We start from the raw sequence: 22,158 nt of genomic DNA on the forward strand, positions 1-22,158 counted from the left end.
CGTGGTTGATGCCGCGCTCGATCTCGACCTGGCTCACGCTGGCGTTGGCCAGCTGACGCGCGACCAGGGTGCGGATCTTCATGTCTTCCTGGAGCAGCGTGGCGTAGTCGCGATCGGCGTACCACTTCGCCAGCCACGGCTTGTTGATGCCCAGCCGAAAGCCGTACGGATGCACCTTGTGACCCATCAGACGTCCCCTCCATCGGCGACCGATACGCTGATGTGGCTGGTGCGCTTGAGGATCTGGAAGGCGCGGCCCTGGGCGCGGGGTCGGATGCGTTTCAGCGTCGGTCCCTCGTTGGCGACCGCGGACACCACGCGCAGCTCGTCCGCGGTCAGGTTGAAGTTGTTCTCCGCATTGGCGGTCGCGCTGCGCAGGACCTTGGCCACGTCGCGTGCCGCGGCGTTGGGCAGGAAGCGGAGGATGGCCGCCGCTTCCTCGACCGGGCGGCCGACGATCAGGTCAGCCACCAGGCGGACCTTGCGGGGGCTGATCCGGACGTACTTGGCAGTGGCGGTCACACGCATCGGTCCAGTCCTACTTCAGCGCCGATGAGCGTTCGGTGTGCCGCCCGTGCCCGCGGAAGTGGCGGGTCGGGGCGAACTCGCCCAGGCGGTGGCCGACCATGTTCTCGGTCACGAAGACCGGGACGTGGCGGCGACCGTCGTGGACCGCGATGGTGTGGCCGATCATGGCCGGGAAGATCACCGACGCCCGCGACCAGGTTTTGAGGACCTTCTGTTCCTTGCGCTTGTTCATCTCCTCGATGCGGCCCAGCAGGCGGGCATCGACGAAGGGTCCCTTTTTCACGGAACGGCTCATCGCGTCTCCTTACCCGCGTCCGTAGCGACGGCGCACGATCAGCCGATCGCTGGCCTGGTGCTTGCGGGTCCGCAGGCCCATGGCGGGCTTGCCCCACGGCGTCTTGGGCGGCATGCCGATGGGTGACTTGCCCTCTCCGCCGCCGTGCGGGTGGTCGTTGGGGTTCATGACCACGCCTCGCACTGACGGCCGGCGGCCAAGATGCCGGCTCCGGCCGGCCTTGCCGATCTTCTGGTTCTCGTGCTCGAGGTTGCTGACCTGGCCCACGGTTGCCGTGCAGTTGGCCCGCACCCGTCGGACCTCCCCCGATGGCAACCGGATGGTGGCCAACTCCCCCTCCTTGGCCAGCAGCTGTGCCGCGCCCCCCGCGCTGCGCACGATCTGACCTCCGCGGCCCGCAACCAGCTCCACGTTGTGGATCTGCGTGCCCAGCGGGATCTTGGACAGCGGCAACGCGTTGCCCACCCGCGCCTCGGCCTCGGGGCCGGACGTGACCTCGTCCCCCACCTGCAGGCCGTTGGGCAGCAGCATGTAGCGCTTGTCACCATCGGCGTAGTGGAGCAGGGCGATCCGGGCCGACCGGTTCGGGTCGTACTCGATGGTCGCGATCCGGGCGGGAACGCCGTGCTTGTCGCGCCGCCAGTCGATGACCCGATACAACCGCTTGTGACCGCCACCCTGGTGGCGGACCGTGAGCTTGCCCTGGCTGTTGCGCCCGGCGCTGGAGCCGAGACGCTCGGTGAGCGGCTTGTGTGGCCGATCGGTCGTGACCTCCGCGAAGTCCGAGCGCGTCATCTGGCGCAGGGACGGCGTGTTGGGTCGGTAGCTGCGAAGCGGCATGGCTATACGACCTCGAACAGCTCGATCTTGTCGCCGGCAGCGATGGTCACCACCGCCTTGCGCCAGCCGCTGGTCATGCCCTTGGTCCGTCGCCCCCGGCTCTTCTGCTTGGGGTGCACGGTCTGCACCCGCACGCCCAGCACGGTGACCTTGAACTCGGCCTCCACCGCGGCCTTGATCTGGAGCTTGTTGGAGTCCTGCCGCACCGCGAACGTGTAGTTGTTGCGCTCGATCTCGGCCACCGACTTCTCGCTGACCACGGGACGCAGCAGAACGTCGTGGATGGTGCGCGCGCTCATGCGAACACCGCCTCGGCGCGGGCGACACCGTCGCGGGTGAACACGATCGTGTCGGCCTCCAGCAGGTCGACCACGTTCAAGCTGTCGGCCAGGATAATGCGGACCTCGCGCAGGTTGGCCGCGGAGCGCTCCACGTTCTCGTCGCGGGCGGCGAGGACCAGCAGGACCCGGCCCTGCACATCCCACGCCGCCAGGCGCTCGACCAGGGCCTTGGTCTGGATCTTGTCCAGGCCGATGCCCTCGACCACCTTGACCGCGCCATCGGCGACCTTGGCGCTCAGGGCTCCGCGGAGGGCCGCGCGCCGGACTTTGTCATTGACCTTCACCGCGTAGTCACGCGGGTGCGGGCCGAAGACCACGCCGCCACCGCGCCACTGCGGCGACGTGCGACTGCCCTGGCGCGCGCGGCCGGTGCCCTTCTGGCGCCATGGCTTGCGGCCGCCGCCGCGGACCTGGGCCCGCGTCAATGTGTCCGCGGTGCCGACCCGGCGCGCGTCCAGCTGGGCCATGGCGGCCTGGTGGATGAGCGCGCCGCGGACCGGCGCGCCGAACAGGGTGTCCGCCAGCTCGATCGAGCCCTTCTTGGTGCCCTTGGCGGTGAGGACCGGCGTGCTGGCCACGACTACTCCGCCTTCCGAATCAGCAACATGGCGTTGCGGGCGCCGGGCACCGCCCCCCGGACCAGCAGCAATTGCCGGTCGGGGTCGACCCGGACCACCTGGAGCTTCTGGACGGTGATTCGGCGGTCGCCCAGGTGGCCGCTCATCTTCATCCCCTTGTATACGCGGCCCGGGGTCGTCCCGGCCCCGATCGAGCCCGGCTGGCGGGTGTTGGTCGAGCCGTGGGTCACCGGTCCGCGGTGGAAGTGGTGGCGCTTGATGGTGCCCGCGAATCCACGGCCTTTGCTGACCCCGGTCACGTCCACCAGGTCGCCGGCCGCGAACAGGGTCACGTCGAGGGACTGCCCCGTCTCGAAACCCTCGGTCGAGTCCACCCGGAACTCGCGCATGACGCGTGGCCGGGGAGCGTCCTTGGGCAGCTCGGGCAACTGGCCGGCCACCGGGCGGGTGACACGTCGGGCCACCCCGGCGCCGACCTGGACCGCCGCGTAGCCGTCGCGCTCGACGCTGCGGAGCCGGGTCACCGTGTTCGGGGCAGCGGCAATGACGCTCACGGGGACGACGCTGCCGTCCTCGGCGAAGAGCCGCATCATGCCGAGCTTGCGCCCGATCAGCCCGATTGCCATCACATCTTGATCTCGATGTCGACGCCCGCCGCCAGCGAGAGCCGCATCAGCGCATCGACCGTCTTCGACGAGGGATCGATGATGTCGATCAGCCGCTTGTGGGTTCGAATCTCGAACTGCTCCCGTCCGTCCTTGTGGATGAACGGGCCGCGGATGACCGTGAACTTCTCGATCCGCGTCGGCAGCGGAACAGGGCCGACGATCTCGGCGCCCGTCCGCTGGGCCGTCTCCACGATCTGCTCCGCCGACTGGTCGAGCAGCTTGTGGTCGTAGGCCCGAAGCCGGATGCGAATGCGTTGCTTGGCCATCGGCGGCTACGCGGGAAGCGCCGTGATGACGCCCGCGCCCACCGTGTGGCCGCCCTCGCGAATCGCGAAGCGCTGGCCCTGCTCGATGGCGATGGGCGTGATGAGCTCGACGTCGATGTTCACGTTGTCGCCGGGCATGATCATCTCGACCCCGGTCGGTAGCTCAATCGAGCCGGTGACGTCGGTCGTGCGCAGGTAGAACTGCGGCCGATACCCGGTATAGAACGGCGTGTGGCGTCCACCCTCGTCCTTGCTCAGGACGTACACCTCGGCCTTGAACTTGGTGCCCGGCTTGATGCTCCCAGGCTTTGCCAGCACCTGGCCGCGCTCGATCTCCTCGCGCTCGACGCCGCGGAGCAGGATGCCCACGTTGTCGCCGGCCTGGCCTTCGTCGAGGGTCTTGTTGAACATCTCGACTCCGGTCACCACCAGCTGGCGGGCCTTGGCGTGGACGCCGACCTGCTCGATCGTCTCGCCCACCTTGACCTGGCCGCGCTCGATGCGCCCGGTGGCGACCGTGCCACGGCCCTTGATCCCGAACACGTCCTCGACCGGCATCAGGAATGGCTTGTCCGTCTCCCGGGTCGGGGTCGGGATGTACGTGTCCACGGCCTCCATCAGCTGCTTGATGCTGGCGTAGTCCTCGGACTCCGGGTCGTCGCTCTTGGACTCCAGGGCCTTAAGCGCGGAGCCGCGGATGACGGGGATGTCGTCGCCGGGGAACTGGTACTTGCTGAGGAGCTCGCGCACCTCCATCTCGACCAGGTCGATGAGCATCTCGTCGTCGACCATGTCCACCTTGTTGAGGTAGACCACGATCGACGGAACCTCGACCTGGCGGGCCAGGAGGATGTGCTCACGGGTCTGGGGCATGGGGCCGTCGGCGGCGGACACGACCAGGATGGCGCCGTCCATCTGGGCCGCGCCGGTGATCATGTTCTTGATGTAGTCCGCGTGGCCGGGGCAGTCGACGTGGGCATAGTGGCGCGCGTCGGTCTGGTACTCGACGTGGGCGATCGCGATCGTGATGCCGCGGGCCCGCTCCTCCGGAGCGTTGTCGATCGAGTCGAAGGCGCGGAAGCTGGCCCCGCCCTTGAGGGCCAGGTACTTCGTGATGGCAGCCGTCAGCGTGGTCTTGCCATGGTCGACATGACCGATGGTTCCGACGTTGACGTGCGGCTTGGTGCGGTCGAACTTCTGCTTGGCCATGGTGCTTGCTTTTCGTTCCTCCTGGGTGTCTAGCTCTTCGACTTGGCGATCAACTCGTTGGCAATGGATGACGGTACTTCGGCGTACCGGGCGAACTCCATCGAATAGGTGGCGCGGCCCTGGGTCATGGACCGCAGGTCAGTGGCGTAGCCGAACATCTCGGCCAGCGGAACGTGGGCGGCGATGACCCGCGAGGTCCCCCGCTCCTCGATGCTGTCCACCGAGCCGCGGCGGGCGTTGAGGTTGCCTATGACGTCCCCCATGAAGTTCTCGGGGGTAACCACCTCGACCCGCATGACCGGCTCCAGGATGACCGGATCCGCCTTGGCGACGGCGGCCTTGGCGGCCAGCGAGCCGGCGATCTTGAACGCCATCTCGGACGAGTCGACCTCGTGGAACGAGCCGTCGATGAGCGTCGCCTTGGCGTCGATCAGCGGATAGCCGGCCAGCACGCCCCCGGCCAGGGCGTCGCGGATGCCCTCCTCGACCGCCTTCCAGAACTCGCGCGGGATGGCACCGCCCACGATTTTGGACTCGAAGACGTAGCCGCTTCCCCGCTCCAGTGGCTCGAGGGTGATGACCGCGTGGCCGTACTGGCCCTTGCCCCCGGTCTGGCGCACGAGCCGTCCCTCGGCCTTGGCAGCCTTGCGGATCGCCTCGCGGTACGAGACCTGCGGCCGGCCGACGTTGGCCTGGACCTTGAACTCGCGCAGCATGCGGTCGACGATGACCTCCAGGTGCAGCTCGCCCATTCCCGCGATCCGGGTCTGGGACGACTCCTGGTCGGTGCTGACCCGGAAGGTCGGGTCCTCCTCCGCCAGCCGATGCAGGGCGAGCGCCATCTTGTCCTGGTCGGCCTTGGTCTTGGGCTCCACCGCCAGCTCGATGACCGGCTCGGGGAAGGTGATGGCCTCCAGCACGATGGGGTGCGCCTCATCTGTCAGGGTGTCGCCGGTGAAGGTGTTCTTCAAGCCCACCGCCGCGGCGATCTCGCCGGCGCTGACCGCGTCGACCTCCTCACGGTGGTTGGCGTGGAGCTGGACCAGGCGCCCGACCCGCTCCTTGTGGCCCTTGGTCGAGTTGTAGACGTACGAGCCGCTCTTCAGCGTCCCGCTGTAAACCCGGAAGAAGGCGAGCTTGCCGACGAACGGGTCGGCGGCGATCTTGAAGGCCAGGGCCGCAAACGGCTCGTCCGGATCGGTATGCCGAACCACCTGCTCATGCGTGCGTGGATCGGTCCCGGTCACCGGCGGCACGTCCAGCGGGCTGGGCAGATAGTCGACGACCGCGTCGAGCATGGGCTGGATGCCCTTGTTCTTGAGCGCCGACCCACACAGGACCGGCACGATCCGATACGCGAGCGTGCCCGCGCGCAGCGCGCGGCGGAGCTGATCGGCATCCACCGGCTCGCCCTCGAGGAACTTGTGGGCGATGTCGTCGTCGAGGTCAGCGAGGGCTTCGACCATCTTGTCGTGCCAGGTGGCGGCCTCCTCGGCCAGGTCAGCCGGGATCGGCCCGGTCTCGCCGGGGTCGTCCACGTCGTTGCCGTAGGTGATGGCCTTCATGGAAACCAGGTCGATGACTCCGCGGAACGCCGACTCGGTGCCGATGGGCAGCTGGATCGGGACGGCCGTGGCGCCCAGCCGGTCGCGGATCATGTCCACCACCCGCCAGAAATCGGCTCCGGTGCGGTCGAGCTTGTTCACGAAGCAGAAGCGCGGGATGCCGTACTTATCCGCCTGGCGCCACACGGTCTCGGACTGGGGCTCCACGCCGGCCACGCCGTCGAAGACGACGACCGCGCCATCGAGCACCCGCAGGCTGCGCTCGACCTCCACCGTGAAATCCACGTGGCCGGGCGTGTCGATAAGGTTGATGCGGTGATCGCCCCAGAAGCATGTCGTGGCCGCGGCGGTGATCGTGATGCCGCGCTCCTGCTCCTGCTCCATCCAGTCCATGGTGGCCGCGCCCTCATGGACCTCGCCGATCTTGTAGATCTTCTTGGTGTAGAACAGGATCCGCTCGGACACGGTCGTCTTGCCCGCGTCGATGTGGGCGATGATCCCGATGTTTCGGGTGCGCTCCAGCGGATACTCGGTCGCCATCTCAGTCCCCAATCGTCGCGGGGCGGTTGCGACTACCACCGGAAGTGGCTGAAGGCCTTGTTGGCCTCCGCCATGCGGTGGGTGTCCTCCCGGCGCTTGACGGCAGCGCCGAGCCCATTCGAGGCGTCGATCAGCTCGGCCGCCAGCTTCTCACCCATGCTGCGGCCATTCCGCTTGCGGGCGGCTTCGATGATCCAGCGCATACCAAGCGAAACGCGCCGATCGGCGCGTACTTCGACGGGGATCTGGTAGGTCGAGCCCCCCACCCGCTTTGGCTTGACCTCGATCAGCGGCATGGCGTTGCGCATGGCGTGCTCGAGGACCTCGATCCCCGAGCGTCCGGCCTGGCTTTCGGCGCGCGCGAGCGCGTCCTCCAGGATGCGAGATGCCAGCTGACGCTTGCCGCCGTGCATCAGCTTGTTCGTGAACTGGTCCATGGTCAGCGCGCTGCCGACCAGCTGCTCGTCGTACTTCGCCTTGCGGGCGACCGTGGGGCGGCGCGGCATCGCCTACGCCTTCCCCGCCGACTTGGCGCCGTACTTGGAACGGCTCTGCCGCCGGTCGCGCACCCCGGCCGCGTCGAGCGGGCCGCGGATGATGTGGTACTTCACCGCCGGCAGGTCCGGCACCCGGCCGCCGCGGACGAGCACCACCGAGTGCTCCTGGAGGTTGTGGCCGACGCCCGGGATGTAAGCAGTCACCTCCATCCCGTTTGTCAGGCGTACGCGGGCGACCTTTCGCAGCGCTGAGTTCGGCTTCTTGGGCGTGCGGGTCATGACGGACAGGCAGACACCCCGCCGTTGGGGCGCGCCGCGCCCTTCGGAGGCGGTCTGGGTCAGGTTGTTGAACGTCCGCCGCAGGGCGGGCGCCTTGACCTTCTTGCGTACTGGCTTTCGGCCCTTGCGGACCAGCTGGTTGATGGTCGGCAACCGATACCTCTCGGACCTGCATTGATGACTGGTGGACAGGCTCCGCATCGGTCCCGTCGCGCCCTGGTCGGGGCACGGACCGAGAGGGTCAGACCCTCTTGGCGGAACACACACGAACGGCGTCCCGCGGTGCGGGACACCGACCTCGGAGTATAGGTTCAGCGCGCTCGGAGTGTCAATCGAGGCCCGCGTGGGCGGTTATCCCCGGACTAGACCTTCTCGCCCTCGCTGAGGACCTCGAAGACCTCTTCCTCGACGACCGCCTCGATGGCCGGATTGTCGCCGGCGTCCATAAGCTCGGCGACGGTCTCGGCCGCTTCCTCGGCTGCCGCCTCGGCCTCCGCGGGCTCGATCACGCCGTCGGCATCGGCATCGGCATCGCCGGTCAGGAAGGTCATGGCCGCCTCGCGCTCGCGAATGGCCTCGACGTCCTCCGGCGACAGCTCCTTGGCCCGCAGAGCCTCCGCCCGCGCCAGGGCGCCGGTGCCCGCCGGGATGAGCTTGCCGATGATGACGTTCTCCTTGAGCCCGATGAGGTGGTCCTTGGCGCCCTGGATGGCCGCCTCGGTGAGCACCCGGGTCGTCTCCTGGAACGACGCCGCGGCCAGGAACGAGCTGGTGTTGAGCGACGCCTTGGTCACGCCCAGCAGCACGGTCTGTGCGGTGGCCGGCTCCCCGCCCTCGGCCAGGATCCGGTTGTTCGTCTCCTCGAACTCGAAGCGGTCGATCATCTCCGACGGCAGCAGCTCGGTGTCCCCCGGGTTGTCGACCGTCACCTTGCGCAGCATCTGGCGCACGATGATCTCCACGTGCTTGTCGTTGATCGCCACGCCCTGGGATCGGTACACTTTCTGCACCTCGGTCACCAGGAAGCGCTGGACCGCGTCGACGCCCTTGATCTGGAGCAGGTCCTTGGGGTTCAGCGGGCCCTCGGTCAGCGGCTGGCCGGCGACGACTTCGCCCCCCGTCTCGGCCCGCAGGCGGGCTGAGTGCGGGACCTGGTATTCGCGCCGGTCGACCTCCTCGGAGCGGATGGTCACGTTGCGACCCTTGCGGGCCACGACCCCGGCGGTGGGTGACTTGACCGGGTGGGTCTCGCCGCCCACCTCGAGCTGGGCCAGAAGCTGATCCTCGATCACCTCGTCACCGTTCTCGACCAGGATCTCGTGCTTGGCGGTGAGCTTGATGGGGGTGTCGAACGCCTCGCGCCGCTCCACCACCACGCTGACCGGCTGATCTGGACCGCCACGCTGGACCTCGACCCGGCCGTCGATCTCGCTGACGATGGCCTGGCCCTTGGGGATCCGGGCCTCGAACAGCTCCTCGACCCGCGGCAGGCCCTGGGTGATGTCCTCGCCGGCCACGCCGCCGGTGTGGAACGTGCGCATCGTGAGCTGGGTGCCCGGCTCGCCGATCGACTGGGCGGCGATGATGCCCACCGCCTGGCCCAGCAGAACCAGCTGGCCTGACGCCAGGTTGCGGCCGTAGCACATCCGGCACACGCCATGACGGGCGGCGCAGGTCAGCGGCGACCGCACGTTGACGCGGTCGATGTCCGATGCCCCGATGCGCTCCACCGCGTCCTCGCCCAGCTCTTCGTTGCGCGCAGTGATCACCTTGCCGCTGACCGGGTCGGTGACGTCGATGCAGGCCATGCGACCGATGAGCCGATCCACGAACGGCTCGGGAATGTCGGCCGACTCCTCGCGGGTGATCCAGGTCCCGACGTCGGTCCCGCAGTCTTCCTCGCGGGTGATGACGTCCTGGGCCACGTCCACCAGGCGGCGGGTCAGGTAACCTGAGTCCGCCGTCCGCAGGGCGGTGTCCGCCAGACCCTTTCGCGCGCCGTGGCTCGAGATGAAGTACTCGAGCACGCTCATCCCTTCGCGCAGGTTGGAGCGGATGGGCAGGTCGATGATCCGGCCCGACGGGTCGGCCATCAGGCCGCGCATGCCGGCCAGCTGGTGGACCTGGGTCACGTTTCCTCGCGCGCCGGAGTGGGTGATCATCCACACCGAGCCCTTGCGATCGAGCCCGTCCAGCATTTTGCTGGTCACCTCATCGGTCGTATCGCGCCAGACCTCGACGGTCTGGGTGTAGCGCTCGTCATCGGTGATGAAGCCCTTGCGGAACTCGCGCTCGATGTCGGTCACCTTGTGGTCGGCCTCGGCCAACAGGGCCGCCTTCTCCTTCGGGACCTTGATGTCGTCGATGCCGATGGTGATGCCGGCCACGGTGGCGTAATGGAAGCCGATGGTCTTGATGCCATCCACCAGGCTGGCGGTGGCCGCCGGCCCCAGGTCGCGGTAGCAGCGCGCGATCAGGTCCTTGAGCGCCTTGCGATCCATGATCTGGTTGGAGAAACCCAGCTCATCCGGAAGCGCGGAGTTGAAGATCAGCCGCCCGGCGGTGGTCTCCACCAGCTCCCCCTTGAGCTCGACCCTGATTGGGGCCTGGAGGTGGATGATGCCTGCGTCGAGCGCCATCTGCGCCTCATCGAATGACGAGAAGGCGCGGCCCTTGCCGGCCGCCTCCGGATCCTCGATGGTCAGGTAGTAGCAGCCCAACACCATGTCGTGGGTGGGCGATACGACCGGCGTCCCGTCCGCTGCGCTGAGCAGGTTCTGGGTCGACAGCATCAGCTCCTTCGCTTCCTTCTGGGCGGCGGACGAGAGCGGCACGTGAACCGCCATCTGGTCGCCGTCGAAGTCCGCGTTGAAGGCGAAGCACACCAGGGGATGGATCTGGATGGCCGATCCCTCGACCAGGACCGGCATGAAGGCCTGGATCCCGAGCCGATGGAGCGTGGGTGCACGGTTGAGGAGCACAGGGTGATCCTGGATGACCTCCTCCAGCACGTCCCACACCTCGGGGCGTACCCGCTCCACGATCCGCTTGGCGCTCTTGATGTTGTGGGCGAAGCCCTTCTCCACCAGCTGGCGCATGACGAACGGCTTGAACAGCTCGAGCGCCATCTTCTTGGGCAGGCCGCACTGGTGGAGCTTCAGCTCGGGGCCGACCACGATGACCGAGCGGCCGCTGTAGTCGACTCTCTTGCCGAGCAGGTTCTGCCGGAACCGGCCCTGCTTGCCCTTCAGCATGTCGGACAGGCTCTTGAGCCGATGGTTGCCGGTGCCGCTGATGGCACGCCCGCGGCGCCCGTTGTCGATCAGCGCGTCGCAGGCCTCTTGAAGCATCCGCTTCTCGTTGCGGATGATGATCTCCGGCGCCTCCAGGTCCAGCAGCCGGCTCAGGCGGTTGTTGCGGTTGATCACCCGCCGATACAGGTCGTTCAGGTCGCTGGTCGCGAACCGTCCGCCGTCGAGCTGAACCATAGGCCGCAGGTCGGGCGGGATGACCGGCAGCGTAGTCAGGATCATCCACTCCGGGCGGGCGCCGCTCTTGCGGAACGCCTCGATCAGGCGCAGCCGCTTGATCGCCTTCTTCCGGCGCTGTCCGCTGGTCTGGCGCATCTCGAGCTGGAGCTTCTCCGCCAGCTCGTCGAGGTTCATGGCCTCGATGACCTTCTTGATCGCCTCCGCCCCCATCGAGGCGTCGAACAGACGTCCGTGCTGCTCGGACAGGTTGCGGTGCTCGGACTCGGTCACGGTCTGCATGACCTTGATGTCGTTGATCTGCTGGCGGGCCAGGCGCGCCGCGAGGCGCGCGTCATCGGTCTCACGAGCCAGGTGCTCGCGGGCCTCCGCCAGGGCACCGTCGAAGCCGCCGGTCAGATCGGTGATCTGCAGGTCATGCCGTTCCCGGGCCCGGGTCTTCGCCTCGCCGATGTCGGCCGTGACCGAGGCAACCTCGGCCTTGACCGCCTCGCGCAGGCGCGTGACGGACTCCTTGACCGGCTCACCCTCGCGAGCCACGACCTCGCCGGTGGCCGCGAACACGACGTCGACGATGACCGTCTTGCCGGCCGCCTTGAGATCGGTCTCGATGGCCTTGGCCGCGGTCGTCAGCTCCGCGGTGCGCGCCTTCTGGCGCTCGGCGAGCATCTTCAGCTCGGCGGCGAGCTCACCGTCGATCGCCATCCGGCGCTCGGAGACCTGCCCCTCCAGCTCGGCCTGCTTGTCGTCGACCACGCCCTTGGCCGCCGCGATGCGCTCGGCCAGCTCCTCGTCGACGCGTGCCAGCGCCTTCTCGCGCTCGCCCTCGTCGACCCGGGTCACCACCGACAGGGCGAAGTACAGGATCCGCTCCAGGTTGCGCGGGCTGATGTCGAGCAGGATCCCCAGCCGTGAGGGGGTGCCCTTGAAGTACCAGATGTGGCTGACCGGGCTGGCCAGCTTGATGTGGCCCATCCGCTCGCGACGGACCTTGCTGCGGGTCACCTCCACGCCGCACTTGTCGCAGATGATGCCCTTGTACCGAATCCGCTTGTACTTGCCGCAGTAGCACTCCCAGTCCTTGGTGGGACCGAAGATGCGCTCGTCGAATAGCCCGTCCTTCTCCGGCTTGAGGGTCCGGTAGTTGATCGTCTCGGGCTTGGTGACCTCGCCCGACGACCAGGACTTGATCTCGTCCGGCGAGGCCAGACCGATGCGGATGGCGTCGAAGTTGTTGACTTCCAGCATGTGCGCCCTTATTCCTCAAAGCCCTGGAGGTTGATGCCGCCCAGGTCGGGCAGCGGATAGGAGCCGGTATCCTCGACGAACCGGATCTCCTCTTCGTTCTCGTTCAGGATCTCGACCGACAGCCCGAGCGCCTGAAGCTCCTTGATCAGCACCTTGAACGACTCCGGCACGCCGGGCGCCTGGATCTCCTCGCCCTTAACGATGGCCTCGTAGGTCTGCACCCGGCCCAGCACGTCGTCGCTCTTCACGGTCAGGAGCTCCTGGAGGATGTTGGCCGCGCCATACGCCTCCAGGGCCCAGACCTCCATCTCGCCGAAGCGCTGGCCGCCGAACTGCGCCTTGCCGCCCAGCGGCTGCTGGGTGATGAGCGAGTAGGGGCCCGTGCTGCGGGCATGGATCTTGTCCTCCACCAGGTGGTGGAGCTTGAGCATGTAGATATGGCCCACCGTCACCGGCTGGTCGAACGCCACGCCGGTCCGCCCGTCGTACAGGAGGCTCTTGCCGTCCGTGGGCAGGCCCGCCTGCTCCAGCCGCTGGCGGATCTGCTCCTCAGTCGCGCCGTCGAAGACCGGGGTGGAGGCCTTCAGGCCCAGGGTGGTCATGGCCCAGCCCAGGTGGGTTTCCAGGATCTGGCCGATATTCATCCGGCTCGGCACGCCGAGCGGGTTGAGGACGATGTCGACCGGCGTGCCGTCCGGCATGAACGGCATGTCCTCCGCTGGCAGGATCTTGGCGATGACGCCCTTGTTGCCGTGGCGGCCGGCCATCTTGTCGCCGACGGCAATCTTCCGCTTCTGGGCCACGCTGACGCGCACCAGGCGGTTGACGCCGGGAGCCAGCTCATCGCCCTGCTCGCGGCTGAACTCGCGGACTGCGACCACGATCCCCCGCTCCCCGTGGGGCAGGCGGAGGGACGAGTCCTTCACCTCGCGGGCCTTCTCGCCGAAGATCGCGCGCAGCAGCCGCTCCTCCGCGGTCAGCTCCGTCTCGCCCTTGGGCGTGATCTTGCCGACCAGGATGTCGCCTGGCTGGACCTCGGCGCCCTCGTAGATGATCCCGTCTTCGTTCAGGTCGCGGAGCGACTCGTCACCGACGTTCGGGATGTCGCGGGTGATCTCCTCGGGGCCGAGCTTCGTGTCGCGCGCCTCGACCTCGTGCTTCTCGATATGAATCGAGGTGAACAGGTCGTCGCGCACCAGCCGCTCGCTGATCACGATGGCGTCCTCGTAGTTGCCGCCCTCCCAGGGCAGGAACGCGACCAGGATGTTCTGGCCCAGGGCCAGCTCACCCTTGTCGGTCGAGGATGAATCGGCCAGGACCTGGCCTTCCACCACGCGGGTGCCAACGTCCACGATCGGGCGCTGGTGGATGCAGGTGCCCTGGTTGGAGCGGACGAACTTCTTGAGCCGATAGGTGTCGAGCTGGTCCCCCTCGTCGCGCTCGACCATGATCTCGTCGGCGGTCACGCTCGTGACCGTGCCGGGCGCGCTGGCGGTCACCACCTGCTGGGAATCGAGCGCGGCGCGGTACTCCACCCCGGTCCCCACCACCGGGGCCTCAGGGACGATGAGCGGAACCGACTGGCGCATCATGTTCGAGCCCATCAAGGCCCGGTTCGCGTCGTCGTGCTCGAGGAACGGGATGAGGGCCGTCGCCACGCTGACGATCTGCTTGGGGCTGACGTCCATGTAGTCGACGTCGTCGGCCGGCTCGATGAGGAACTTGTCGCGGTAGCGGACCATGACCCGCTCCTCGACGAAGTGCTGGCCCGCGTCCAACGGGGCGTTTGCCTGCGCGATGTAGAACTTCTCCTCCTCGTCCGCGGCCAGGTAGTCGATCTGGTCGGTCACCACGGGGCGGATGCGGATCGAGGCCAGCTTCTGGTCCTTGATCGTGGCCCACAGCTTGTCGCTGATGGTCGTCCCGGCCTTGGCCAGGACCTTGCGGCCATCCGCGCCGAGGTCCTCGGACAGCGTCTCGCCCACCACGTCGGCGGTCTTGTCCTTGTGGGACACCGAGCGCCGGACCCGCCGATAGGGGGTCTCGATGAACCCGTGCTTGTTGATCTTGCCGTAGGTCGCCAACGAGCCGATGAGACCGATGTTCGGTCCTTCCGGGGTCTCGATGGGGCACATCCGGCCGTAGTGGGAGGGATGGACGTCACGGACGTCGAATCCGGCTCGCTCGCGCGACAGCCCACCCGGGCCGAGCGCAGACAGGCGGCGCTTGTTGGTGAGCTCCGCCAGCGGGTTGGTCTGGTCCATGAACTGGCTGAGCTGGCTGCCGCCGAAGAACTCCTTCATGGCCGCCACCACGGGGCGGATGTTGATCAGCGAGTTCGGGGTCGCCTGCTCGGGATCGGTGATGGTCATCCGCTCCTTGACCACCCGCTCCATGCGGAGCAGGCCGATGCGGAACTGGTTCTGGATCAGCTCCCCGTTGGCGCGGATGCGGCGGTTGCCCAGATGGTCAATGTCGTCGCGCTGGCCACGGCCATTGTTCAGCTCGATGAGCTTGGCCACGATGGCGACGATGTCGTTCTGGCTGATGACCCGCGACTCGCGTGGCGTGTCCGGCTCCTCGGTCGGCAGCTCGAGGTTGAGCTTGGTGGCGATCTCGCGCAGCGCCTTGTTGAGCTTGTAGCGGCCCACCCGGCCCAGGTCGTAGCGGCGGAAGTTGAAGAACAGGCTGTTGACCAGCGTCCGCGCGTTCTCGACCGTGGGCGGATCACCGGGGCGCAGCTTCTTGTAGACCTCGACCAGGGCCTCTTCCTGGGTGCTGGTCGGATCCTTATCGAGGGTCAGCGCGACATACGGGTGCTCGGGGTTGTCGTCGACCGCGCCTAAGATGCGGAGCATCTCCTGACTGTCGACCAGGCCCACCGCTCGCAGCAGGGTGGTGACCGGGATCTTCCGCTTGCGATCGACCTTGACCGACAGGACGCTCTTGTTCGAGGTCTCGAACTCGAGCCACGCCCCGCGGTTCGGGATCACCTTCGCGGTATACAGCTGCCGGCCGGTTGCCGCGTCCTCGTCGACGTCGTAGTAGACGCCGGGGGAGCGGACCAGCTGGCTGACGACGACGCGCTCGGCGCCGTTGATGATGAACGTGCCCTGATCGGTCATCCATGGGAAGTCGCCCATGAAGACCGTCTGACTCTTGACCTCCTCCGTCTCCTTGACGAGCAGGTCGACCTCGGCCCGCAGGGGCCGGGAGTAGGTCAGGTCACGAGTGCGGCACTCGTCCTCGTTGAATTTGGGATCTTCGAAGTAGTAGTCGCGGAAGTGGAGGTCGAAGTTCTTGCTGGTGAAGTCGCTGATCGGGGTGATCTCGTCGAGGAGCTCACGGAGCCCGGTATTGACAAACCAGTGGAACGACTCGATCTGGGTCTGGATCAGGTTGGGAAGCGGGAGAACCTCCGGGATTCTTGAGAAGTTTTCACGGCTCGGAGCAAGCGCCGAGCGGCCGGCAGAGTCGGCCAGGGGCATGCAGCACTCCTTGGAAGGGCATGGTGGATCGTGCGAGAGGCGGCGTGGGTCGCGGACACGCGAACGAGCAGTATAGCAGTCCGCACCGCTTCGTCAACTGAAGCGGTCGACATCAACCTGAGCCACTACCGGTCGACAGATCGCGGTAATGATGCAATTCACGTGTGACTGGCAAGTGGCGGAAGCAGCTTCCCATGCGCGACACCAGTCAGGTGTGACTGACGCCAGGCCGAAAGAGCTTCCCGTGCACGATAGCAGTCACCAGTGACTGAGCCAGAGGATCTGAACGCGCGAGCACTCCACTGGGCTGGGTGCCCCGCTCGGAGCGGCCCGAACGGCTATTTGACCTCGGCTGTGGCGCCGGCCTCGGCCATCTTCTCCTTGACCGCGTCGGCCTCTTCGCGGGTCACGCCCTCCTTCACCGCCTTGGGGGCGGCGTCGACGAGGTCCTTCGCTTCCTTCAGGCCGAGGCCGGTCAGCTCGCGCACGGCCTTGATGACCAGGATCTTGTTGGGGCCCACGTCGGTCAGTACGGCGTCGAACTCGGTCTGCTCCTCGGGTGCGGCGGGCGCTCCCCCATCTCCGCCGCCGGCTGGGGCGGCGGCGACCGCCACCGGTGCGGCCGCGGTCACGCCGTAGCGCTCCTCGAACGCCTTTACCAGCTCGCTCAGCTCCAGGACGGTCATGCCGTCGATGGTCTCGAGGATCTGGTCCTTGCTCAGGGTCTTGGTCGCCATGGTGTTATTCGTTCTCCTTGTCGGTCCTTGGTTGACCGGTCTGTTCGGCCTGTTCGGCCACTTCGGTCTGTTCGGTCTGTTGGGTCGGTTCGATCTGATCCGTCGGATCCGTCGGTTCGGCTTGATCGGTCTGTTCCTTCGGATCCGTCGGTTCCGCCTGGGCCCGATCGGCCTGATCCGCCGGCTCCGCCTCGGCCTGATCGCTCGGTTCGGTTTGTTCGGCCTGATCAGTCTGTTCCGTCGGCTTCGCCGGCTCCGTCGGCTCGCTCGGCTCGGCCCGGTCAGTCGGCGGCGCGACTTCGGTTTGCCGCCTTAGCTCGGCCACAGCGTTGAGGACCCCGACGAGGTTGCGAATGTTGGCGGCCAACACCCCGGCCATCCCGGCCAGCGGGGCCGCCATGCCGCCGGCCAGGCGGCCAAGCAGCACCTCGCGGCTGGGCAGGTTCGCAATGCGCCCAAGGTCCGTCGCGCTGATCGGTTGCCCGGCCAGCAGGCCACCCCGCAGAGTGACGAACTTGTACGGCCGGAAGGCTTCCTGCAACGCGCGAGCCAGGCTGACTTCATCGCCGCTGGTGGCGGCGATGGCGGTCGGCCCGCCGAGGAGCGGCTTGAGCTCCTCGAGGCCTGCCTCATCGGCGGCGATTTTCAGGAGCCGGTTCTTGGCCACCTGGAGGCGGACGCCGTTGGCGCGCAGGGTCTTCCGAACCGTGTGCATCTCGGAGACGGTCAATCCCCGGTAGTCCGCCACGGCCAGCGCGGAGCTGGCGCGCAGCATGTCCACCAGCTGGCTCACGGCCCGGCGCTTGGCATCGGTCGGCATGGTTGGGTCTGTCCACCTCCTGAAAACGAAAAGTCCCCGCCGCCAACGGCGAGGACCAGCCCCTCAACGGGGCGGGCTTCCTGCCTCGGCGTGCCCCGGCCGAGGTTGCCATCGGCCGGTGATTAGTCCGGGCCTGGGGCCCGGATCACATCGCTGTCTTGGGCTCTGAATTTGTGCCGTTCGGCGCTGTCGTACCTCCGGTCAGGCCTGGGCGGCGGCGAGGGCCGATGGGATGTCGACCGCCACGCCGGGGCCCATGGTGGGGGCTAAGGTCAGTGTTCGCAAGTACGTCCCCTTGGCACCCGATGGCTTGGCCCGATTGATGGCGTCCACCAGCGTGGCGACGTTGGCCTGCAGCTGGTCGGGCGTGAACGAGGCGCGGCCCACCGGGGCGTGGACGATCCCCGCCCGGTCGACCTTGAACTCGATTCGGCCCGACTTCACCTCGGCCACCGCGCGCTCGATGTCGAAGGTGACCGTCCCCGATTTGGGATTGGGCATCAGGCCACGGGGCCCGAGCTTCTTGCCCAGCTTGCCGACGACGCCCATGAGATCCGGGGTGGCGATGGCGACGTCGAAATCGAGCCAGCCGTCGTCGATCTTCTTCACCAGGTCCTCACCGCCAACCTCGTCGGCGCCGGCGCGCAGGGCCTCGACCGCCTTTTCGCCCTGGGCGAACACGATCACGCGGAGGTTGCGGCCCGTGCCGTGCGGCAGGACGACCGTTCCGCGGACCAGCTGGTCGGCATGGCGAGGATCGATCCCCAACCGCAAGTGGGCCTCCACCGTGGCGTCGAACTTGGCGGTGCTGACCTTGGGCAGCAGCTCGCATGCCTCCGCGATGGGATAGCGACGGCCGGTCTCCAGCAGCGCGGCGGCGGCGCGGTACTTCTTGCCGTGGGGAGCCATCAGTCAGCCACCTCGATGCCCATGCTGCGCGCGGTGCCCTCGATGATCTTCATCGCGTGCTCGGTGTCGTTGGCGTTCAGGTCCACCATCTTGGCCTCCGCGATTTCCCGCAGCTGGCCGCGCGTGATGCTCCCCACCTTCTCGCGGTTCGGCTCGGCCGATCCGCTCTCGACTCCGGCTGCCCGCTTGAGCAGGGCCGCCGCCAGCGGAGCCATGGTGGTGAATGTGAAGGACCGATCCTCGTACACCGTGATCTCGGCAGCCACGGTGTATCCGGACAGGTGGGCCGTCCGCTCGTTGAAGGCCTTCAGGAACTCGAGGATGTTGATGCCATGCTGGCCCAGGGCGGGGCCCACCGGGGCGGCGGCGGTCGCCTTGCCGGCCTGGCCCTGGACTCTGAGGATGGCACGTACTTTCTTGGCCACGTCTGTTCCTCCGAGGTGCTGGCGGGGCGGGTTGCGCCCCTCCCTCTACAACTTCTCGATCTGCAGGAAGTCGAGCTCGACCGGGGTCTCCCGACCGAAGATGCTGACCAGGACCCGAACCTTGTTGCGCTCCGGATGCACCTCGTCGACCGTGCCGATGAACTCGGCGAACGGCCCGTCGGTGACCCGTACGCTCTGGCCCTTCTGGAACTGGACCTTGAACTTGGGCGCCTCGACCCCCATCTGCTTGAGGATGGCCTTGACCTCGCTCTCGCGCAGCGGGGTGGGGCGGTTGCCCGAGCCCACGAAGCTGGTCACGCCCGGGGTGTTGCGCACGACGTACCAGGACTCGTCAGTCATGATCATCTCGACCAGGACGTAGCCCGGGAAGACCTTCTTGTTGACGGTCTGCCGCTGGCCGTTGCGGATCTCGATCTCCTCCTCCATCGGCACCAGGACCTGGAAGATCTGGTCCTCGACCCCCATCGACTCGATGCGGTGCTCGAGGTTGGTCTTCACCTTGTTCTCGTACCCGGAATAGGTGTGGATCACGTACCACAGCTTGGTCGTGCGCTCGGCGGCATCCGGATCCGCAGGCTGCGGCGCCTCACGCGAGAGGCGTGCGGCCTGGCGGGCTTCTTCGGTGCCAATCGGCTCGGTCATATCGGTCTATTCATCGCTCTGTGCATTCGTCGTCATGGGGCCAGCAGTCGGTCCATCCCGAACAGGAGCAGGAGGTCGATGATCGCGATGTAGGCCCCGACGACTGCCGACACGACAATCACGATCAGGGTCAGGTTGACGACCTGGCGCCGGGTGGGCCACACGACCTTGCGCAGCTCGGCCCAGCTTTCGGTGACGTAGGTACGGCTCCGGCTGATCATGTGGTGCTTTCAGGTGCTCCCGTGCGTGGACGAAGGGACGGGCTGGCAGGGGCGGCGGGACTCGAACCCACAACCGCTGGTTTTGGAGACCAGTGCTCTACCAATTGAGCTACACCCCTCCGCCTACTTGGTTTCTCGATGCAGGGTGTGGTGCCGGCAGCGGGGACAGAACTTGTTCAGCTCCAGCCGCCCCGGGTCGTTTCTCTTGTTCTTCCGGGTGCTGTACGTGCGCTCCTTGCATTCAGTGCACGCCAGCGTGATGACCGGACGGTTCTCGGCCTTGGCCACGGGATTCGGTCCTTCAGGTTCTTCCCGTCGGACACGCCGAACAAAGGCCGGTCACCGGGGGAAGCCTCGTGATTCTATGGCTCAGCCTGATGGACTGTCAACGGCGTCAGGCAACGAGGCCAGGTCGCGTCGAACCAGGACGATCCGGGTGAACGGCAGCCGGATATCGCTGAAGACCTCGATGCTGGCCAGGAAGCCGACGAACAGAAAGGCGATGCCCAGCAGCTGGCCGAGGAGGAAGGCACTGGTCGTTCCGAACCGATTGAGGCCATCGGTGATGGCCGGGATGAGCCCACCGATGGCGATCAGGATCGTCGCCGGCACCCGGCTCGAGAGGCGCCCGGCCAGCAGGGCGACGATCATTCCCGGGACGGACGCGACCACGTTCACGACAATGGCGATCGGCGCGATGAGCAGGCTGGCGCCGAAGCGGGCGGGCCCTTGGGCGGTATCCAGCGAGTAGCGGATCACCCGCCGCTTGGGCATGAAGATGTAGGCGCTGTACAGGGCGCCCAGGACCAGCAGAAACGCGCCCGTGATGTTGAAGAACGGCGTCAGGAGACGGAGGTAGCCGGGGAACAGCTCGCCGGTCGGGATGCCGGTGATCGGATCCACGGCAAAGCCCGGGGCCGGAAGTTGGACCGTCGCCATCATCACCGCGGACACCGCGGTCCCGCCCACGATGACAAGGGCCGCCAGGTGCGCCCAGCGCTCGTCGCGAAGGATGGTGAGGACGACGACGCCGGAGGCCACGGCCAAGCCCACCAGGAAGTAGATGAGCGGAGCCGATCCGGAGTCGGGGTAGTGGTAGCGCTGATCGGTCAGGAAGGTGAAGAGTCCGGCAAGGAGTATGGAGATCGCAACGGCGTAGCCGAATCGCGTCTTGGCCAGCAGGTAGGCCGTGCCCAGGCCCAGCCAACCGGCGACCCACACGGCGCCGACGACGTACCAGATCCGATACAGCGCCTCGTTCCAGCCCATCGCCCCACCCAGGAACTCGGCGCCGGCCGCTATGCCGAACCACAGCAGACCGATGGTCCACACCAGCTGGTACGGCTGGCGGCGACGGATCCACTGGTCGGCCACCATGGCCGCGAACCCAAATGAGAGGACCGATGACAGGAGCGGCAGGACGACGTTCAGATCCAAGGCCGTGGTGTCTCCGTGGAACTGGTGCTGGAGCCCACGTCCGGGCTCGAACCGGAGACCTCTTCCTTACCAAGGAAGTGCTCTGCCAACTGAGCTACGTGGGCCTAGAGTCCATTCTAGGCGTGGTGGGCAGGGAGGGAATCGAACCCCCACAGTCGAAAGACGGCTGATCTACAGTCAGCGGAGCTCACCACCTGCTCAACCTACCCACGGTGGCTGGCGGAGTATACCGATGGCCTCCGGGGGGCTCAAGGTGACGGGCGGGATGGAGCCGAAGGAGGAAATCGAACCCCCAACCGACCCGCCCGGCTACCGCGGTTCCCCGGAGGTTGGAACGGAGTCCACTGAGTGGGCGGGCCCCAGGCATCGAGGCAGGCTGCGAGCAGCCGCTGATACGCGTCCTCCCAGTTGAATATGTGCCCGCCCGAGCCGATCCCGACGCCCCCTTCGGCTACCGCGGCGCCGCGACTAAATCAACCGATGTCCCAGCCGGCCGGAAGCGTGAAGACGATCCGAATGCCGCTCGGTCCATTAGCCTGGCCCCGGATGGACTCCACGACCTCGCGGGCTGCATCTAGCTCGTCCGCCGTGGTCGTCTGGTCCCAGGTGAGGTAGACGCACAGGGTTCGGTCGCCGATTGGCAGGGCATAGGCTCCCGTCGTCTGCCCGACTTCTCGTTCCGTCATGAACAGGACCCCCGGGCCGTCGTACGGCTCGACATACCAGCCGTCGAGGCCAGCGACCGTCACCGGAACCCGCTCGGGGCCCTCCCCGCTGGCGAAGCAGTCGTTCTCGACGGCAAAGACCATCTGGGTCATTCGATAGCGGCCATCGCCCAAATCGACGACGCTGTGCATGCCTGCTCTCGATCCCAGTTCGCCAGTCCATCCGTATTCGCCCGCCGGGCTGAGTCCATATCCGGGCATATCCAGGTCAGGGAGCTGAGAAGCAGAGGGCGTGGGCGTCCCACTCTCGATGACCGGTGCGGAGGACGCGGTTGATTCCGCCCGGGTGGCAATCTGCGATGGGCTGCCCGTCTCTCCGCCCTGGCCGCTGCAGCCGACGATCAGGAGCGCGAGAGCGGCGATGGTCATCGGGCGCTTCATCTTCCGCCAG

General features: G+C 67.1%; 23 protein-coding genes and 3 tRNA genes. All 26 read right to left on the reverse strand.

The window, feature by feature from the left end; genetic code table 11:
• The coding region (rpsC, locus tag AABM41_09135) for a 30S ribosomal protein S3 (GenBank protein MEK6192471.1) at positions 1-187 on the reverse strand (187 nt) is incomplete at its 3' end.
• Positions 187-528 (reverse strand): 50S ribosomal protein L22, encoded by a 342-nt coding sequence (gene rplV / locus AABM41_09140; protein ID MEK6192472.1) that lies wholly within the window; start codon positions 526-528, stop codon positions 187-189. The genes rplV and rpsC, both read right to left, overlap by 1 nt.
• A gap of 10 nt (positions 529-538) precedes the next feature.
• Positions 539-823: a 30S ribosomal protein S19 gene (rpsS, locus tag AABM41_09145; protein MEK6192473.1), complete on the reverse strand. Its 285-nt coding sequence runs from the start codon at positions 821-823 to the stop codon at positions 539-541.
• A 9-nt stretch (positions 824-832) separates the two neighbouring features.
• Positions 833-1,663, reverse strand: a complete 831-nt coding sequence (rplB, locus tag AABM41_09150) for a 50S ribosomal protein L2 (GenBank protein ID MEK6192474.1) — start codon at positions 1,661-1,663, stop codon at positions 833-835.
• 2 nt (positions 1,664-1,665) lie between these two features.
• On the reverse strand, positions 1,666-1,962 hold the full coding sequence (rplW, locus tag AABM41_09155) for a 50S ribosomal protein L23 (protein MEK6192475.1): 297 nt from the start codon (positions 1,960-1,962) through the stop codon (positions 1,666-1,668).
• A complete protein-coding gene (rplD, locus tag AABM41_09160) occupies positions 1,959-2,582 on the reverse strand; it encodes a 50S ribosomal protein L4 (protein ID MEK6192476.1) in 624 nt (207 codons plus the stop codon). The genes rplW and rplD overlap by 4 nt, the downstream gene beginning before the upstream one ends.
• A gap of 2 nt (positions 2,583-2,584) precedes the next feature.
• The gene (gene rplC, locus AABM41_09165) at positions 2,585-3,208 is read right to left on the reverse strand and encodes a 50S ribosomal protein L3 (GenBank protein MEK6192477.1); all 624 of its coding nucleotides are present in this window, start codon (positions 3,206-3,208) and stop codon (positions 2,585-2,587) included.
• Entirely contained in the window at positions 3,208-3,516 is a 309-nt protein-coding gene (rpsJ, locus tag AABM41_09170) for a 30S ribosomal protein S10 (GenBank protein ID MEK6192478.1), read from the reverse strand. The genes rplC and rpsJ overlap by 1 nt, the downstream gene beginning before the upstream one ends.
• Before the next feature lie 6 nt (positions 3,517-3,522).
• Entirely contained in the window at positions 3,523-4,725 is a 1,203-nt protein-coding gene (gene tuf / locus AABM41_09175; GenBank protein MEK6192479.1) for an elongation factor Tu, read from the reverse strand.
• Between the two features lie 29 nt (positions 4,726-4,754).
• The gene (fusA, locus tag AABM41_09180; protein ID MEK6192480.1) at positions 4,755-6,830 is read right to left on the reverse strand and encodes an elongation factor G; all 2,076 of its coding nucleotides are present in this window, start codon (positions 6,828-6,830) and stop codon (positions 4,755-4,757) included.
• Positions 6,831-6,862: 32 nt separating this feature from the next.
• Positions 6,863-7,336: a 30S ribosomal protein S7 gene (gene rpsG, locus AABM41_09185; GenBank protein MEK6192481.1), complete on the reverse strand. Its 474-nt coding sequence runs from the start codon at positions 7,334-7,336 to the stop codon at positions 6,863-6,865.
• A gap of 3 nt (positions 7,337-7,339) precedes the next feature.
• Entirely contained in the window at positions 7,340-7,759 is a 420-nt protein-coding gene (rpsL, locus tag AABM41_09190) for a 30S ribosomal protein S12 (protein MEK6192482.1), read from the reverse strand.
• Positions 7,760-7,968: 209 nt separating this feature from the next.
• Entirely contained in the window at positions 7,969-12,342 is a 4,374-nt protein-coding gene (gene rpoC, locus AABM41_09195; GenBank protein MEK6192483.1) for a DNA-directed RNA polymerase subunit beta', read from the reverse strand.
• Between the two features lie 8 nt (positions 12,343-12,350).
• The gene (locus tag AABM41_09200; GenBank protein MEK6192484.1) at positions 12,351-15,830 is read right to left on the reverse strand and encodes a DNA-directed RNA polymerase subunit beta; all 3,480 of its coding nucleotides are present in this window, start codon (positions 15,828-15,830) and stop codon (positions 12,351-12,353) included.
• A gap of 338 nt (positions 15,831-16,168) precedes the next feature.
• Positions 16,169-16,552 (reverse strand): 50S ribosomal protein L7/L12, encoded by a 384-nt coding sequence (gene rplL / locus AABM41_09205; GenBank protein ID MEK6192485.1) that lies wholly within the window; start codon positions 16,550-16,552, stop codon positions 16,169-16,171.
• Between the two features lie 19 nt (positions 16,553-16,571).
• A complete protein-coding gene (rplJ, locus tag AABM41_09210) occupies positions 16,572-17,387 on the reverse strand; it encodes a 50S ribosomal protein L10 (GenBank protein MEK6192486.1) in 816 nt (271 codons plus the stop codon).
• A 201-nt stretch (positions 17,388-17,588) separates the two neighbouring features.
• On the reverse strand, positions 17,589-18,296 hold the full coding sequence (rplA, locus tag AABM41_09215; GenBank protein MEK6192487.1) for a 50S ribosomal protein L1: 708 nt from the start codon (positions 18,294-18,296) through the stop codon (positions 17,589-17,591).
• Complete coding sequence (gene rplK / locus AABM41_09220) at positions 18,296-18,721, reverse strand: 50S ribosomal protein L11 (GenBank protein MEK6192488.1); 426 nt, start codon at positions 18,719-18,721, stop codon at positions 18,296-18,298. Before rplK ends, rplA begins: the two co-directional genes overlap by 1 nt.
• Before the next feature lie 45 nt (positions 18,722-18,766).
• On the reverse strand, positions 18,767-19,384 hold the full coding sequence (gene nusG / locus AABM41_09225; protein ID MEK6192489.1) for a transcription termination/antitermination protein NusG: 618 nt from the start codon (positions 19,382-19,384) through the stop codon (positions 18,767-18,769).
• 32 nt (positions 19,385-19,416) lie between these two features.
• Entirely contained in the window at positions 19,417-19,605 is a 189-nt protein-coding gene (secE, locus tag AABM41_09230) for a preprotein translocase subunit SecE (protein ID MEK6192490.1), read from the reverse strand.
• 43 nt (positions 19,606-19,648) lie between these two features.
• A tRNA-Trp gene (locus AABM41_09235) sits at positions 19,649-19,724 on the reverse strand.
• A 4-nt stretch (positions 19,725-19,728) separates the two neighbouring features.
• Positions 19,729-19,893 carry a 50S ribosomal protein L33 gene (gene rpmG, locus AABM41_09240; protein MEK6192491.1) on the reverse strand — a complete coding sequence of 55 codons (165 nt, stop codon included), beginning with the start codon at positions 19,891-19,893 and terminating at the stop codon, positions 19,729-19,731.
• A gap of 81 nt (positions 19,894-19,974) precedes the next feature.
• Positions 19,975-21,042, reverse strand: a complete 1,068-nt coding sequence (locus AABM41_09245; GenBank protein MEK6192492.1) for a hypothetical protein — start codon at positions 21,040-21,042, stop codon at positions 19,975-19,977.
• Between the two features lie 28 nt (positions 21,043-21,070).
• Positions 21,071-21,146 (reverse strand) — tRNA-Thr (locus AABM41_09250).
• Positions 21,147-21,165: 19 nt separating this feature from the next.
• Positions 21,166-21,251, reverse strand: a tRNA-Tyr gene (locus tag AABM41_09255).
• 264 nt (positions 21,252-21,515) lie between these two features.
• Positions 21,516-22,148 carry a hypothetical protein gene (locus AABM41_09260; protein MEK6192493.1) on the reverse strand — a complete coding sequence of 211 codons (633 nt, stop codon included), beginning with the start codon at positions 22,146-22,148 and terminating at the stop codon, positions 21,516-21,518.
• Between the last annotated feature and the right edge of the window lie 10 nt (positions 22,149-22,158).

Source organism: Chloroflexota bacterium (genome assembly GCA_038040195.1).
Classification (GTDB): Bacteria; Chloroflexota; Limnocylindria; order QHBO01; family QHBO01; genus DASTEQ01.

Excerpts from the sequence above, each read along its gene's own strand:
- rplV (MEK6192472.1), bottom strand. The coding sequence starts at position 528 with ATGCGTGTGACCGCCACTGCCAAGTACGTCCGGATCAGCCCCCGCAAG.
- rpsS (MEK6192473.1), bottom strand. The coding sequence starts at position 823 with ATGAGCCGTTCCGTGAAAAAGGGACCCTTCGTCGATGCCCGCCTGCTG.
- rplB (MEK6192474.1), bottom strand. The coding sequence starts at position 1,663 with ATGCCGCTTCGCAGCTACCGACCCAACACGCCGTCCCTGCGCCAGATG.
- rplW (MEK6192475.1), bottom strand. The coding sequence starts at position 1,962 with ATGAGCGCGCGCACCATCCACGACGTTCTGCTGCGTCCCGTGGTCAGC.
- rplC (MEK6192477.1), bottom strand. The coding sequence starts at position 3,208 with ATGGCAATCGGGCTGATCGGGCGCAAGCTCGGCATGATGCGGCTCTTC.
- rpsJ (MEK6192478.1), bottom strand. The coding sequence starts at position 3,516 with ATGGCCAAGCAACGCATTCGCATCCGGCTTCGGGCCTACGACCACAAG.
- tuf (MEK6192479.1), bottom strand. The coding sequence starts at position 4,725 with ATGGCCAAGCAGAAGTTCGACCGCACCAAGCCGCACGTCAACGTCGGA.
- fusA (MEK6192480.1), bottom strand. The coding sequence starts at position 6,830 with ATGGCGACCGAGTATCCGCTGGAGCGCACCCGAAACATCGGGATCATC.
- rpsG (MEK6192481.1), bottom strand. The coding sequence starts at position 7,336 with ATGCCGCGCCGCCCCACGGTCGCCCGCAAGGCGAAGTACGACGAGCAG.
- rpoC (MEK6192483.1), bottom strand. The coding sequence starts at position 12,342 with ATGCTGGAAGTCAACAACTTCGACGCCATCCGCATCGGTCTGGCCTCG.
- AABM41_09200 (MEK6192484.1), bottom strand. The coding sequence starts at position 15,830 with ATGCCCCTGGCCGACTCTGCCGGCCGCTCGGCGCTTGCTCCGAGCCGT.
- rplJ (MEK6192486.1), bottom strand. The coding sequence starts at position 17,387 with ATGCCGACCGATGCCAAGCGCCGGGCCGTGAGCCAGCTGGTGGACATG.
- rplA (MEK6192487.1), bottom strand. The coding sequence starts at position 18,296 with ATGGCTCCCCACGGCAAGAAGTACCGCGCCGCCGCCGCGCTGCTGGAG.
- nusG (MEK6192489.1), bottom strand. The coding sequence starts at position 19,384 with ATGACCGAGCCGATTGGCACCGAAGAAGCCCGCCAGGCCGCACGCCTC.
- secE (MEK6192490.1), bottom strand. The coding sequence starts at position 19,605 with ATGATCAGCCGGAGCCGTACCTACGTCACCGAAAGCTGGGCCGAGCTG.
- AABM41_09260 (MEK6192493.1), bottom strand. The coding sequence starts at position 22,148 with ATGAAGCGCCCGATGACCATCGCCGCTCTCGCGCTCCTGATCGTCGGC.